This is a genomic window from Pseudodesulfovibrio sp. 5S69 (genome assembly GCF_037094465.1).
In the GTDB taxonomy this organism is placed as follows: Bacteria; Desulfobacterota; Desulfovibrionia; order Desulfovibrionales; family Desulfovibrionaceae; genus Pseudodesulfovibrio; species Pseudodesulfovibrio methanolicus.
The window spans coordinates 900,199-914,750 of the sequence record NZ_CP146609.1; the positions used below are offsets into that span (position 1 = coordinate 900,199).

Sequence of the window (14,552 nt, forward strand, 5' to 3'; positions counted from 1 at the left end):
CGAACTTCAGGAAGGGATCTTCCATTGAAATCCATCGGCCTGGAAAACGAAAAACACGACATAGCGCTGGGGCATCCCCGCAGAATGCCCACCCATGACAAAAAATCCAGTTTCAGGTTGTCCGGCGGGGCTGACAAGTCCGCCCCACCGGACAACCGCCCTTCCCGCATGTCGGCTTGAGGCCGACCAGCGGAAAGGGCTTTTATGCGGACTGGATCGCCCTCTGGTGAGATGCCTTTTTCAATGACCTCTCCGTTCCCTCAAGAACGAGTGAAAATACCCTATCCCGATTCCTTGAGGTCAAAGGTGCCGGTGTGATCAGACTGAAGGGTTGGCCGAGTTGGCGGGCGGTTCGGTGGCTGCCCCATGGGGAACGAAGACAATCCGGAAGGCACATGACTTTTGACACCAAGCTGAAGACCCGCGTATTATGCGCCAAGGACGTTGCCGCGTTCCTGGGCAAAAGCGTGGACTGGGTCTACGACCATGCCGAAGCCGTCGGCGGCGTCAAACGTGGTGGGTCATGGTTCTTTCCGAACGAGGAAGACATCTATGACCGTCTATTTCAAGGCCGGGAAAGGGTACCGGTACGATTTCATGGTAAAGGGCAAGCGCTACACCAAGGCGTGGTTCAAGGGGAAACAGGCCGCAAAAACGGCCGAGGTCAAAAGAAGGGAGGAAGTCGAAAAGAAACTGGAGCTGGAAGCGACGGGCGACATGGCCTTGCTTGATCTCCTGAACCTGCGGTTGGATTACCTGCTGGACCGTGCGTACTCGGAGTCGCACTACAAGAAGACCAAGCTCCCGGCCCAGCGGCTTTTGGACTACTTCGGCAAGGTGCCGTGTTTCGCCATCACCCGCTTGAAGGCCGATGAGTTCCTGATGGCCGTGGTGAAGGAACGGACCCCGGTCGCCGGCAACAACGACCTCAAGGTGCTCCGGGCGGCATTCTCCTGGGGCATGAAGCGGGGTCAGCGGTTCATTCAGGACAATCCCTTTGCGGGGCTGGAGACGTTCCCCAGCGACAAGCCCAAGGAAAGGAAGAAGACCCCCAAGAGCGACGAATTGGACCTGATGATCGAAGCGGCCCAGCCCAAGCACCGCCCCTACCTGTGGGTGCTGCGGGAAACCTTGGCGCGGAGCATCGAGGTCCACCGGCTCACCTGGAATCGGGTCAACTTCGAGGAACGGTACGTCGAGCTGGAAACGCGCAAGAACAAGAACCGGGAACCGGTGCTGCGCCGGGTGCCGATGACGGACAAGCTGTACGAAGTCCTTTCCGACCTGTACGCGGACCGTGATCCCAACAAGGAATGGGTGTTCTGGACTCGGAGCTACAACGCCGAGACAGGCGGGATGGAAGAAGGTCCCTACAAGCGCGGCAGGTATTCCATGCTCCAAAAGGTCTGCCGGGATGCCGGGGTGGATTACTACACCTTCCACCGCTTCCGGGCATCGGGCGCATCCGTGATGGACAACAGCGGGGCCCTGCTTCCGGGCATCCAGCACATCCTTGGCCACGCGGACCGGCGGAGCACGGAAATCTATCTGGAAAAGCTCCGTGACGTGGAACGCGACGCCATGGATGTTTACGAACGGGAAAGCCGCAAGGATGATGACAAGGTTGCCTGACAACTTCACACATGCGGTTTACACACAACGACAAAACGGCTTGCGGGCGTTAGCCTGCAAGCCGTTGAAAAACAAAAGGAAAGACCGAGTAGCAACACACGAAGAGTGTGACTATTCTTAAGGCCCTCGGCCTTAAGCGGGTCCAGGGCAGCGCCCTGGTCTCCCCGAAGGGGCCGCCGGAGGCTTTCTCCAGCCCAATGTCAGCCCACGTATTCGAAACCGATCTTGTCGATGGCTTCCTTGATGTCGTCCTTGCTGATGGGCGTGGGTTCCTCGTATTTCACGTCGCCGGTCAGGAGGTCGACGGACACGTCCTTGGCGCCCAGTTTCTCCATCACCTCGGTCACGGAATTCACGCAGTGCTGGCAGCTCATGCCTTTGACTTTCACCGTTGCCATGGTTGACTCCTTTTGGTTGTGTTCTATCCCTTGAAGAATCTGAGCCTGAGCGCGTTGGACACTACGGTCACCGAACTCATGGCCATGGCGGTCCCCGCGATCATCGGGTTGAGCGTGGGGCCGCCGAAGATGTGCAGCACGCCCGCGGCCACCGGGATGCCGATGACGTTGAAGGCGAAGGCCCAGAACAGGTTCTGCTTGATGTTGCGCATGGTCGCGCGGGAAAGGTTGAGGGCGGTCAGGATGGCGTGCAGGTCCGAGTGCATCAGAACCACGTCGCCGGATTCCACGGCCACGTCGATGCCCGAGCCCATGGCGATGCCGATGTCCGCCTTGGCCAGGGCCGGGGCGTCGTTGATGCCGTCGCCGACCATGGCCACCTTGCGGCCTCCGGTCTGCAATCGGTCCACTTCCTCGGCCTTGCGGTCGGGCAGGACCCCGGCCACGACTTCGTCGATGCCCGCGCGTCCGGCGATGACCCGGGCGTTGGTCTCATTGTCGCCGGTGAGCATGACCGGGGTGAGCCCGGCCTTCTTCAGGGCGGCGACCACCTCGGGGGTCTCCTCGCGCATCTCGTCGGCGATGGCGAACAGGGCATTGAGCTTGTTGTCCGAGGCGAAGTAGACCACGGTCGCGCCCTGCTGCTCGTAGTGGCCCACGGCCTCCTCGGCAAGGGCGTCGTCGCCGAAATTAAGCCCGTGCTCCTGCATGAACGCCCAGTTGCCGATCATGACCTCGCGGTAGCCCACCTTGGCCTTGATGCCCTTGCCCAGGATCGCCTCGAACTCGTCGGGCGCGGGGAAGTCGAGGTCCTTTTCCTTGGCGTAACGGACCACGGCCTGGGCCAGGGGGTGCTCGGACTGGCTCTCGGCCGAGGCGGCCAGGTAGACGGCCTCGGTCTGGGCCATGGTGCCCCGGACCATGGTGATGGCCGCCACCTCGGGCCGCCCATGGGTCAGGGTGCCGGTCTTGTCGAAGACCACGGTGTTCAGGCTGCCCGCCTCCTGCAGCGCCCGACCCGACTTGATCAGCACGCCGAGCTGCGCGCCGCGTCCGGCCGAGACCATGATGGATACGGGCGTGGCCAGCCCCATGGCGCAGGGGCAGGCGATGACCATGACGGCCACGAAGATGCGCAGGGAGAAGGGGAAGCCCGCCTGGCCCAGGAAGTACCAGGCCAGCCCGGCCACGAGCGCGGTGAGCATGACCGCGGGCACGAAATAGAAGCTGATGCGGTCGGCCATGTTGGCGATGGGGGCCTTGGACCCCTGGGCCTCCTGGACCAGCTTGACGATGCGGGCCAGCATGGTGTCGTTGCCCACGCGGTCGGCGCGCATGGTCAGCGCGCCCGAGGTGTTCAGGGTGCCGCCCGCCACCGAGTCGCCGGCCTGCTTGCCAACGGGCATGGGCTCGCCGGTCAGCATGGATTCGTCCACCGAGGAGCGTCCGTCGGTCACGGTGCCGTCCACCGGGATGCGCTCGCCGGGCTTGATCAGCAACAGGTCGCCCGGTTCCACCTCGGCCACGGCGATGGGTACCTGCTCCCCGTCCTTGAGCAGGGTGGCCGTGTCCGGAGCGAGCTGCATGAGCGCGCGGATGGCGTCCGAGGTCTTGAGCTTGGAGCGGGCTTCGAAATACTTGCCCAGCGAGATCATGGCGATGAGCACCGCGGCGGACTCGTAGTAGAGGTCCAGGGCCAGGACGTGCGGGTCGCCCAGGCCGAAGACCAAGGCCAGGGTGTTCCACAGGGAATAGAGGAAGGCCGCGCCCGTGCCCATGGCCACCAGGGAGTCCATGTCCGGGCCGCCGCGCAGCAGCGCGGGCACGCCGTGGAGGTAGAAGTTGCGGCCCGACCAGACCACGGGCAGGGTCAGCAGCAACTGGACCACGGCGAAGGTGGCCGGGGAGTGCGCGGGGTCGAGGAAGGCGGGCAGGGGCAGGCCCCACATGTGGCCCATGGACAGGATGAGCAGGGGCAGGGCGAAGCAGAAGGCCGGGATGAGCGCCCGTTTCTGGGCGGAGAGCCGTTCTTCCGCCTGCTGGCGGCGTTTCTCGATGAGGTTGCCCTCCTCGGAACGCACCTCGGAGGAGAAGCCCGCGTTCTTGATGGCGTCGCGGATCTCGCGTCGGGAGACCAGGGAGGGGTCGAAGACGAACTTGCCGGTCTCGGCCGCCAGGTTGACCGAGGCCGTGTCCACGCCGTCCAGTTTGCCGACCACGCGTTCGATGCGCGACGAGCAGGAGGCGCAGCTCATGCCGCCGATGTTCAGGTCCAGGGCGCTCAGGCCGCCCGCCACGGGCATCTGCGGTTCCTCGAACTCGGCCTCGAACCCGAGACCCTTTATCCTCTTGCCCACTTCGTCGGTGGACACGGCGCCCGGATCATAGGAGAGGGCCATGGTTTCGGCGGCCAGATTCACGGCGACGTCGTCCACGCCGTCCATGTTGCCGACCACCTTCTCGATGCGCGCCGAGCAGGACGCACAGTGCATACCCTTTATCTGTGCCGTTACTTTTTCCATGTTGATAACCTTTTTCAATGTAGTCCCAATATGGACACTTGCGGCCGCTTTGGCAAGGGGATGGGGGGTATATTTATCGGAGCGGGACATCTCCCTTGGCGGTCTGGGCGGCCCCCCGCTCAGGGCCGGGCTTCGCCCATCTCGGGCGGGAGTTTGCGCCGGCACGCTAGCCCCGGTTCAGCCCCGCGGCCACCAGGCGGATCAGGTCGTAGGGGTGCGCCCCGCCCAGCGCCTCGAAGACCGGGGTCATGGCGGTGATGCCCTTGCCGCGGAAGTCGCGCAGGGCGGCCTCGATGGTCTCCAGTTCCCCGTCGGGCAGTCCGGCCACGCGGCGGTAGTCTATCTTACCCATGTTCACGGCCAGGATGAGGTGCCGCCAGATGGACGAGGGCTTGAGCCCGCGCGCCTCGGCCACCCCGTTCACGTCGCCGAGTTCGAGGAACAGGTCCAGGGTGGACTGGGCCGTGGCCGTGAAGTCCGGCTTGGCCTCGGCCTCCCTTTTCTTGGCCTCGCGCACCGCTTCCGGGATCTCCGGGATATTGTCGGGGCGCCCGTGCTCCTCCTCGTGGGCCCTGAGGCTCGCCAGGAAGGTCTCGCCGAAGCGTTCCAGCTTGCTCGCGCCGACCCCGCTCATGCAGGCGAACTCCTCCATGTCGCGCGGCCGGAAGCGCACGAATTCCAGCAGGGTCTTGTCCGCGAAGATGGCATACGGCGGCACGGACTGGGCCTCGGCCATGGACAGGCGCAGGTCGCGCAGGCGCTCGAACAGCGCCTCGGCCTCCCAATTGGTCAGGATGTCCTCGGCCAGGGCCGGGGCGCGGCGCTGCTTCTTTTTGCCCCGCTTGGGCAGGGCCGGGTCCTTGCGCAGCCGCACCGGCATCTCGCCCTTGAGCACGGGCCAGGAGCGCTCGTTCAGGGTCAGGGCGTTGAACCGCTCCAGGTCCACCGAGCACAGCCCGGCGGCCAAAAGTTGACGGTAGACCGATTTCCACTCGTCCTGGGTCATGTCCTTGCCGATGCCGTAGGTGGACACCCGGTCGTGGTTGAAGCGGACGATCTGGTCGGTGTTCGCGCCGGTCAGGACCCCGGCCAGGTGGTTGACCCCGAAGCGCTGCTCGGTGCGGAAGATGTTGGACAGCGCCTTCTGGGCGATGACCGAGCCGTCAAAGGTTTCCACCGGGCTCAGGCAGTTGTCGCAGTTGCCGCACGGCTCGATGTGCTCGCCGAAATAGGCCAGCAACGCCTGGCGGCGGCAGGACGCGGTCTCCAGAAAGGCGAACAGCGAGCCGAGCTTGGCGTGCTCGATGCGCTTGCGCGTCTCGTTGGCCTCTCCCGAGTCGATCATGGAGCGCAGGACGGCGATGTCCTGCATGCCGTAGCACATCCAGGCCGAGGCGGGCAGGCCGTCGCGCCCGGCGCGTCCGGTCTCCTGGTGGTAGGCCTCCAGGGATTTGGGCGGCTCCAGGTGGCAGACGAAGCGCACGTTGGGCTTGTCCACGCCCATGCCGAAGGCCACGGTGGCGACCATGATGACCCCCTCCTCGCGCATGAACCGTTCCTGGTTGTCGAACCGCTCGGCCGCGGACAGCCCGGCGTGGTAGGGCAGGGCGTTGTACCCGTTCTTCCGGAGAAATTCGGCGGTCTGCTCGACCTTCTTGCGGCTGAGTCGGTAGACGATGCCCGCGTCTCCCGGGTGGTTCTCGTCGATGAACCTTTTCAGCATGCGCGTGGGATTCTTCTTGGGCACCACTGTATAGGTAATGTTCGGCCGGTCGAACCCGGTGGCGAAGACCCGGGCGTTCTCCAACTGCAGGTTCTTGACGATGTCTGCCTGGGTGGGCTTGTCCGCCGTGGCGGTCAGGGCCAGGCGCGGCACGTCCGGGAAGCGTTCGCGGATGATCGACAGTTGGGTGTATTCCGGCCGGAAGTCGTGGCCCCATTGGGACACGCAGTGGGCCTCGTCGATGGCGAACAGGGCCGGGTTGCAGCGGGCGAGCATGTCCAGGAAGCCGGGCCGGCAGAGCCGCTCCGGGGCCACGTAGAGCAGGTCGAGCCGGCCGTTTTGGGCCATCTGCTCGATGTCGTAGGCGGTCTGCGGGTCCAGGGCGGAGTTGAGGCAGGCGGCACGCACGCCCATCTGGGTCAGCCCCTGGACCTGGTCCTGCATGAGCGCGATGAGCGGCGAGACGCAGACGCCCACGCCGGGCCGGAGCATGGCCGGGATCTGGTAGCACAGGGATTTGCCCCCGCCCGTGGGCATGAGCACCAGCGAGTCCCCGCCCTGCATGACATGGTCGATGATCGCCTCCTGCAACCCGATGAACTCGGGAAAGCCGAAGACCGTGGAGAGAATTTCGCGCGGGGAGGTCATAGGGGGACGAGGGTAGGGGAAAGGGGAGGCGAAGGCAATGGGCAGAGGGTGTCCCGAAACCCTGCCCGATTCATATTTACTCTCTATCGAGTGCGTTTCCCTTACATTCGTGGGCAAAAACAGTTTCGACGAAACGCCACGGCATGTTCCCTCCCGGCCGCTCCCCATTGGTGGCGAGTCGGTCTCACCTGGGTCCGCCCTCGGTCCGGCACCTCCTGCTCCGGCCCTTGCCTAACTGCGGGGGCGTGTTTATTCTTGCAGATACCGCAACCGTCTCCGGCCGCGCCCCCGCGCCGGTTTCGTGCTTCACCTGCAACACCGGGATTTTCCGCGCATATGCTCGCTTTCGCCCACGACGACCGGACCGCCGGTCTGTACACCATCACCGTCTCCCAGTTCGCCCTGGTCTTCATGCTCTCGGCCGTGGCCGTGGCCGTGCCCGCCCTGGGCCGGGAGTTCGGGGCCAGCGCCTCCCAGCTCGGGCTGGTGGAGTCGGGTTACATATCGGCCGTGGCCATGCTCCTCTTTCCCGTCACCCGGCTGTCCGACAAGATCGGGCGCGGGACCACCTTTGCCGCGGGCATGGCCCTGTTCACGGTCATGAGCGTGATCCTCCCGGTCTGCCACACCATCAACCAGTTCATCGTTCTGCGCGTGTTCCAGGGCGGCGGCGGGGCCATGATGGTCTCCACCGGCCTGGCCATCATCGCCGATCTCTATCCCGGTCCGGGCCGGGCCAAGGCCATGGGCATCGTCTCGGCCGGGGTCTACCTCGGCCTGTCCGTGGGGCCGTGGCTCGGCGGGCTCATCGTCACCCATTTCGGCTGGCGCTGGATATTCTACGGTGGGGCCCTGCCCTGCGCCGTGGGCTTTCTGCTGACCTTGAAGACCCTGCCGGTCAGGCCGGTGGTGGCAAAGGGCGTGCGCTTCGACTTCGGCGGGGCGCTGTTCATCGCCCTGGGCATGATCCTGCTCTCCCAGGGCGGCTCGCACCTGGACGGCCGGTTCGGCGTGTACATGCTCGTGGGCGGCGTCTTCTTCCTGCTCTGTTTCGTCTTCTGGGAGGGGCGCGCCAAGGCCCCGCTGCTCAGCCTGGCCCTGTTCAGCGGCAACCCGGCCTTTTCCCTGGGCTCGGCCGCACAGTTCATCAGTTACGCGGCCATCTACGGGATCACCTTCCTGCTCTCCCTGTACCTCCAGGTGGCCCAGGGCATGACCGCCAGCGAGGCCGGGTTCATCCTCATGGTCCAGCCGATCATGCAGGTCATCTTTTCGGTCATCAGCGGCAAGTGGTGCGAGCGCTGGTCGCCGCACCTGGTGGCCACCGCGGGCATGGGGCTGGCCACGGTGGGGCTGGGCGCGGCCATCTTTCTGGGCGCAGCCCCGTCCCTGCTGTTCACGGCCGCGATCCTGGCCCTGTGCGGCGCGGGCACGGCCATGTTCGCCACGGCCAACATGGCGGTCATCATGGGCGCGGTGAACCGCGAGAACTACGGCGTGGCCTCGGCCGTGGTCGCGGCCATGCGGACCACGGGCATGACCGTCTCCCTGGTCTTCATCAGCGGCGTGTTCGCGGTCATCGTCGGCCCCGTGGCCCTGACCCACGACAACGCGGGCGTGTTCATCAAGGCCATGAACCTGGCCTTCATCGCCTTGACCGTGTTCAGCGCGCTCGGCGTGCTCATGTCCGCCAAGGGGAGGCTGGAAGTGCGCAAGGGCTCGGCCGGGGAAGGAAAGGGCCCCGGACAGCGGGGATAGGGGAAGGCGTTCCACCTGAAAAAGCCGCCCCGAAGGAGCGGCCTCGTCGGTGCTAGATCACGCCGGCCAGCATGTTGCCGGGCGGCGGCAGGACCTGGGCCTGGGCCCTGGCGTAGGCGGCCAGGGCGGACTTGACCTGTCCGGCGGAGGGGGTGTTGCGGTCCGCGCCCGCGGTCTCCCGTTCACGGTAGGCCGCACCGGCGGCGCCGACCCCGGCGCGCAGGCCTTCGACCTCGGCCTCGGCGCGGAAGGCGCGGGCCTTGCGGGTTTCCTCGCGCACGGAACGGGACAGGGAGGGATCGAGGACCGTGGTCTCCTCGCGGTAGTCCACGCCGAACTTGCCCAGGCGAAAGCCGAACGACGTGGTCGTCGTCCTGGCCTGGGGTTGCACCGCCTTGCGCTCCACCCGGCGCTCGGCCAGGGAGTCCGTCTTGCGGTATTGTTCGGCAGCCTTCGAGGGAATCCTCATGCGCGTCTCCCATGCCCGGCCTTTTTTTGCGACAAAAAAAGGCCGTGGCGTTGCATAAGGCAGCCCGGCCGTCCCTGTGATCCGTATCACGCTCAATCCTGAGGGACCCGTGGTTTTCCGTCTCCCGTCCGTGGGAGTTGGCAAATCCAAAATCGATCAGTCAAGCTATACTATAATCCCTTGGTGCGATTTTGACAACCCCGGCGGTTTGGCGCTACTAGCAGAGACCCTGCCGCTGAATTATTTTCGGGGTCCCCGCTGGGAAGGGTTTTTTTCAACAACGAGAGAGAACACATGGGTTACAAGATTCTAAGAAAAGAGGAACTGATTCCGGGGCAGACCACCATGATGGTCATCGATGCGCCCCAGATCGCCCAAAAAGCCAAGCCCGGCAATTTCGTCATGTTGCGCGTCGACCGGCACGGCGAGCGGATTCCCCTGACCATCGCGGACTGCGACAAGGAAAAGGGCACCATCACCATAGTTTATCTGGTGGTGGGAAAAACCACAGCGGCCATGAACAAACTCCAGGAGAGCGGCGAGTTCAAGGACGTGTGCGGCCCGCTGGGCAAGCCCACGCACATCGAGAAGTCCGGCACCGTGGTCTGCGTGGGCGGCGGCACCGGCATCGCGGCCATGCACCACATCGCCAAGGGCCACGTGGAGGCGGGCAACCGGGTCATCGCCATTATCGGGGCCCGGTCCAAGAACCTGCTCCTGTTCTGTACCGAACTTTCTTCGTTTTGCCCCGAGGTGCGCATCGCCACCGACGACGGCTCCGAGGGCCACAAAGGCTTCGTCACCGAGGTCCTCAAGGATATCCTGGAGACCGAGGACGACGTGGCCGAGGTGGTCGCCATCGGCCCGGTGCCCATGATGGAGGCGGTCTGCCGCGTGACCCTGCCCTTCGGCACCAAGACGACCGTATCGCTCAACTCCATCATGGTCGACGGCATCGGCATGTGCGGCGCGTGCCGCTGCACGGTGGACGGCAAGACCCTGTTCGCCTGCGTGGACGGGCCGGAGTTCGACGGCCACAAGGTCGATTTCGCCGAGCTCAAGACCCGGCTGTGGCAGTTCAAGAAGCAGGAAGAGGAATCCATGGAATTGTTCAGCAAGGAGTGCCACTGCAATGGCCGATAAGAAAACGAAGAAAGTTCGGGCCCGCACCCCCATGCCCCACCAGGACCCCAAGGTCCGGGCCGGGAATTTCGAAGAGGTGGCCCTGGGCTACTCCCGCGAACAGGCTTTGGTGGAGGCCGAGCGGTGCCTGCAATGCAAGAAGCCCACGTGCCAGGACGGCTGCCCGGTGAACATCGACATCCGCTGGTTCATCGCCTGCCTGGTGGACGACGACCTGGAGGGCGCCTTCAACGCCATCCGCAGGACCAACTCCCTGCCCGCGGTCTGCGGCCGGGTCTGCCCCCAGGAGACCCAGTGCGAGGGCAGCTGCATCCTGGGCAAGAAACATGAGCCCGTGGCCATCGGGCGGCTGGAGCGCTACGTGGCCGACACCTATGCCGCCAGGAGCGCCTGCGAAGAGGTCACCGACCTGGCCGCCTGCGCCCTGGAGCGCGACGACCTCAAGGTGGCCTGTATCGGCTCCGGCCCGTCGTCCCTGACCGTGGCCGGCTACCTGGCCGGGCGCGGCATCAAGGTGGACGTGTTCGAGGCCCTGCACGAACCGGGCGGCGTGCTCATCTACGGCATCCCCGAGTTCCGCCTGCCCAAGTCCGTGGTCGCCCGCGAACTGGACGGCCTGCGCAAGCTCGGCGTGACCTTCCGCACCAACTGGGTGGGCGGCAAGACCATCACCATCCAGGACCTGCTTGACCAGGGCTACGACGCCGTGTTCATCGGCGTGGGAGCGGGCCTGCCGCGCTTCCTGAACGTGCCGGGCGAAAACCTGGTCGGCGTGTTTTCGGCCAACGAGTACCTGACCCGCGTCAACCTCGGCCGGGCCTACGAATTCCCCACCTACGACACCCCGGCCTACCGGGCCCGGCGCGTGGCCGTCATCGGCGCGGGCAACGTGGCCATGGACGCAGCCCGCACCGCCCTGCGCATGGGCGCGGAAGAGGTGTCCATCGTCTATCGCCGCTCCGAGGACGAGATGCCCGCCCGCCGCGAGGAGATCGAGCACGCCGTGGAGGAGGGCATCAAGATCCGCTGCCTGTGCGGCCCGCTGTCTTTCCACGGCGATAACCAGGGCCGCCTCAAGGCTATAACCGTACAGAAGATGGAACTCGGCGAACCCGACGAGTCCGGACGCTGCGCGCCCGTCTGCCTGGAAGGCGAAACCGAACAGATTCCCTGCGGCATGGCCATCATCGCCGTGGGTACCCGGCCCAACCCCGTCCTGCTCGAGGCCACCCCGGACCTTGAACTGAACAAGTGGGGCTACGTGCAGACCGACCCGGAGACCGGCGAGACCTCCATCCCCAACGTCTTCGCGGGCGGCGATATCGTCACCGGCGCGGCCACCGTCATCTCCGCCATGGGCGCGGGCCGGCGCGCCGCCCGGGAAATCGCCAAACGCCTCCTGTAGGGCTGGCACTTTCTCTGTGTAAAAAAAACCCCCCGCGCACCGCGCAGGGGTTTTTCGCCTCCGGCGCCGGGAAGGGAGAGGAAACCCTTCGAGAAAAGGGTTTCCTCTCCTTCCCCGGACCTCATCCCTCTCCCTTCCTGAAACTTTTTGTATGCGCATTTGCGCGGGCGGAGGGTGGAGGCAGGCCTTGCGTCTCCACGTAAAAGATGTGCGTCCGAGGCGAGTTGTTAAGAAGACGGACTTTGATCGGGCCCGCACCCCCGCGAAGCGGCGACAAGAAGTTTTGAAGGGGAGTCCAGAGGGGAAACTTTTTCAAAAGTTTCCCCTCTGGCCGCCGGAGGCATTCTTCTTCCTAATCCGCCGGGTGGCCGAGGTCCTGGGCGGGTTGCCCGGCGATTTTTTCCAGGCGTTGGCGGATCATGCGGATGTGCAGTCTGAGGGAATAGATATAGTCCGTGTAGGACAGGGGGACCGAAGTTTCGAGCACGAGGCGGTCCATCTGTTCGAGTTCTTCGAGCATGTCGCGGGCCTCGGCCGGGTCGGTCAGGTCGTATGCGTGCATGTCCAGTTTCTTGAGCTGCTTGTACCATTTGAAGATGCGCCGCCGGATTTGCCAGCGGTAGGCGGGCGGGGTGATCTTGAACAGCGGGAAGAGCAGGGTCAGCAGCGGGATGAGCAGGATCTTGAGCCGTTCCACGGTGATGGCCACCTGGAAGGGCAGGTAGCGCATGAGGAACGGGGGGCCGGACTTGTAGAAGTTCCTGGCCTCGTCGCTCAGGGGGAAGAGCACGGCCTGGTCGTTGGGGAACTGGTTGGTGGCCGCGAACATGTCGCCCTTGCCGTTGATCTTGGCCGCGGCGAGCAGGAACAGGTATTGGAGCGCCGGGTGCAGGTCGTCGCGGACCACGAGGTTGGCCGTGGGCGCGAGCAGGGTGACGTCATGGGCGGGCAGGTTGCGCATGAGGTCGATGCCGCCCTGGGGCAGGGTCAGCTTTTCGAGGAACCGGTGGGTGCGCACGTAGGTCTCGGCCCGGTCGAAGGAGTACAGGTTCACGGTCTTGTGCGCCTCGCTCAAGGTCCGCACGCCCTGGGATTTCACTCCGGCGATGACGAACAGGGCGTCGATCTTGCGGTCGAGCAGTTCGGGGATGGCCTGGTCCGTGCCTTCGGGGAGCAGGTCGGCGGTCTCCGGGGTGACTCCGTTTTCAGCGAGCAGTTGGAGGACCAGGTGGCTGGTGCCGCTGCCCTCGGCCCCGACCGCGACCTTGCGGCTCTTGAGATCGGCCAGGGTCTTGATGCGCAGCCGTTTGGAGGTGAACAGCCAGACCGGTTCGAAATAGAGGGAGCCCAGGCTCTCCAGGTCGGGGTGCTCCTCCGGGGTGGTGATGCCGCCCTGCATGAACGCGGCCTGCACCCCGGATTCCGGATCGCCGATGATGGCCAGGTTGTCCATGGACCCCTTGGAGGTGCGCACCTCCAGCTCGAAGCCGTGTTCCTTGAAGAACGCGGCGTATTCCTTTGCAAAGGCGTAATATGCGCCGCCCTCGCCGCCGGTGACCATGACCACCTTGCCCGGGGGCAGGGGCTTGACGAACTGGAAGGTCACCCACAGGGCCAGGGCCAGCACGCCTATGGCCGCGCCGTATATGATGAACGACATGAGCACGTGGGAGCGCAGGAATTTGACGAGCTTTTTTATATAGGGGTTCTGCATGATGCCCGAATGTAAATAAAAGCCGGGCAACGGGCAAGGCGGCGGATGCAAATTTCGGCACATCGTCACCGGAGCTGGATTCGGGCCCGTCTTGCGAAGTGCGCGGAATATGGGTAGGGATGGAGGAGTGTTGGAGTTTCCCGCCACGCAACCCGGACCGGATACGCCATGCCCAAGCTGAAAACCCTGCTCGTCCATCCCGACCCCGAGGTCCGCACGGCCCTGCGCGACGTGCTGGAGGAGGTCCCCTTTGTCCAGGTACTGGGCGAGGCGGTCTCGGCCTTCGAGGCGCTGGAGTTGCTTGAGGCCATTCCCTACGGGGTGTTCTTCGTGGGCGTGGACCTGCCGGGCGGGGCGAGCGGCATCGAGATGGCCCAGATGCTCGCCGGGCGCAAGAACAAGCCCGCCCTGGTGTTCATCTCCGACTCCGAGTCCCAGGCCTACGCAGCCTTCGAGCTGGGGGCCACGGACTACCTGCTCTGGCCGCCCGCGCCGGGGCGCATGGCCCGGACCATGGACCGCTTGCAGACCTTCAAGACCCGGTTCCGGGAGGTGCCGCCTCCGGCCCCGTACCCGGACGACCCGGACGACGAGCCGAGCGAGGGCGACGAGCAGACCGTGAAGCTGCCCCTGCCCGAAGAGGAGCAGGACTCCTTCCTGGCCGCCCTCCAGGCCGCTTGGGACCAGACCTCCAACCGGCGGCCCGAGATCGACAAGCTGGCCGTGAACCAGGACGGCCGGACCATCCTCATCGCCTACGATCAAATCATCTTCGTCGAGGCCTTCGAGGACTACTCCTACGTGCACACGGCCAACCAGAAATTTCTCTCCTCCTACCGGCTCAAGAACCTGGAGGACCGGCTCGGGCCGCACCGTTTCTTTCGCGTGCACCGCAAGTACCTGGTGAACCTGGACATGGTCACCGAGATAGCGAGCATGCCCGGCTCGAACTTCATGCTGCGCACGGCCGGGCGCACGCGCATCGAGCTGCCCATCAGCCGGCGGCGCATCGCCGAGCTGAAGAAGATCATCGGGCTGTGAGCCGATGGATCGACTCCCCGGACCGGGCCGCGGCGGCCGGTCCGACCGTTTAACCCGCCGCTGCTACCGCTGGCCGAATAAGCCGGGAGTTGCGGAACG

At 65.0% G+C, this 14,552-nt stretch carries 10 protein-coding genes; 5 read left to right on the plus strand and 5 right to left on the minus strand.

Annotation, left to right across the window (positions count from 1 at the left end; genetic code table 11):
* Positions 1–552 precede the first annotated feature (552 nt).
* The gene (locus V8V93_RS04270) at positions 553–1,632 is read left to right on the plus strand and encodes a tyrosine-type recombinase/integrase (RefSeq protein WP_338669121.1); all 1,080 of its coding nucleotides are present in this window, start codon (positions 553–555) and stop codon (positions 1,630–1,632) included.
* A 200-nt stretch (positions 1,633–1,832) separates the two neighbouring features.
* Here V8V93_RS04270 and V8V93_RS04275 read toward each other — a convergent pair whose 3' ends face one another.
* The 3 genes from V8V93_RS04275 to recQ all read right to left on the minus strand — a co-directional run bounded on the left by V8V93_RS04275 (position 1,833) and on the right by recQ (position 6,923).
* The gene (locus V8V93_RS04275) at positions 1,833–2,030 is read right to left on the minus strand and encodes a heavy-metal-associated domain-containing protein (protein ID WP_338669122.1); all 198 of its coding nucleotides are present in this window, start codon (positions 2,028–2,030) and stop codon (positions 1,833–1,835) included.
* A gap of 23 nt (positions 2,031–2,053) precedes the next feature.
* The gene (locus V8V93_RS04280; protein WP_338669123.1) at positions 2,054–4,552 is read right to left on the minus strand and encodes a heavy metal translocating P-type ATPase; all 2,499 of its coding nucleotides are present in this window, start codon (positions 4,550–4,552) and stop codon (positions 2,054–2,056) included.
* Between the two features lie 166 nt (positions 4,553–4,718).
* Entirely contained in the window at positions 4,719–6,923 is a 2,205-nt protein-coding gene (recQ, locus tag V8V93_RS04285) for a DNA helicase RecQ (RefSeq protein WP_338669124.1), read from the minus strand.
* 336 nt (positions 6,924–7,259) lie between these two features.
* On the opposite strand from recQ, the gene V8V93_RS04290 reads away from it, so the two are divergent.
* Positions 7,260–8,681 carry an MFS transporter gene (locus tag V8V93_RS04290; RefSeq protein WP_338669125.1) on the plus strand — a complete coding sequence of 474 codons (1,422 nt, stop codon included), beginning with the start codon at positions 7,260–7,262 and terminating at the stop codon, positions 8,679–8,681.
* Positions 8,682–8,733: 52 nt separating this feature from the next.
* Here V8V93_RS04290 and V8V93_RS04295 read toward each other — a convergent pair whose 3' ends face one another.
* Positions 8,734–9,150, minus strand: a complete 417-nt coding sequence (locus V8V93_RS04295) for a hypothetical protein (protein ID WP_338669126.1) — start codon at positions 9,148–9,150, stop codon at positions 8,734–8,736.
* A 294-nt stretch (positions 9,151–9,444) separates the two neighbouring features.
* On the opposite strand from V8V93_RS04295, the gene V8V93_RS04300 reads away from it, so the two are divergent.
* Together V8V93_RS04300 and gltA are read left to right on the plus strand one after the other, a co-directional pair.
* Positions 9,445–10,293 (plus strand): sulfide/dihydroorotate dehydrogenase-like FAD/NAD-binding protein, encoded by an 849-nt coding sequence (locus tag V8V93_RS04300; RefSeq protein WP_338669127.1) that lies wholly within the window; start codon positions 9,445–9,447, stop codon positions 10,291–10,293.
* The gene (gene gltA, locus V8V93_RS04305) at positions 10,283–11,698 is read left to right on the plus strand and encodes an NADPH-dependent glutamate synthase (RefSeq protein ID WP_338669128.1); all 1,416 of its coding nucleotides are present in this window, start codon (positions 10,283–10,285) and stop codon (positions 11,696–11,698) included. Before V8V93_RS04300 ends, gltA begins: the two co-directional genes overlap by 11 nt.
* Before the next feature lie 352 nt (positions 11,699–12,050).
* Here gltA and V8V93_RS04310 read toward each other — a convergent pair whose 3' ends face one another.
* Positions 12,051–13,412 carry a TAXI family TRAP transporter solute-binding subunit gene (locus tag V8V93_RS04310; RefSeq protein WP_338669129.1) on the minus strand — a complete coding sequence of 454 codons (1,362 nt, stop codon included), beginning with the start codon at positions 13,410–13,412 and terminating at the stop codon, positions 12,051–12,053.
* 168 nt (positions 13,413–13,580) lie between these two features.
* On the opposite strand from V8V93_RS04310, the gene V8V93_RS04315 reads away from it, so the two are divergent.
* Positions 13,581–14,453 (plus strand): LytR/AlgR family response regulator transcription factor, encoded by an 873-nt coding sequence (locus V8V93_RS04315; protein WP_338669130.1) that lies wholly within the window; start codon positions 13,581–13,583, stop codon positions 14,451–14,453.
* The last annotated feature ends 99 nt before the right edge of the window (positions 14,454–14,552 follow it).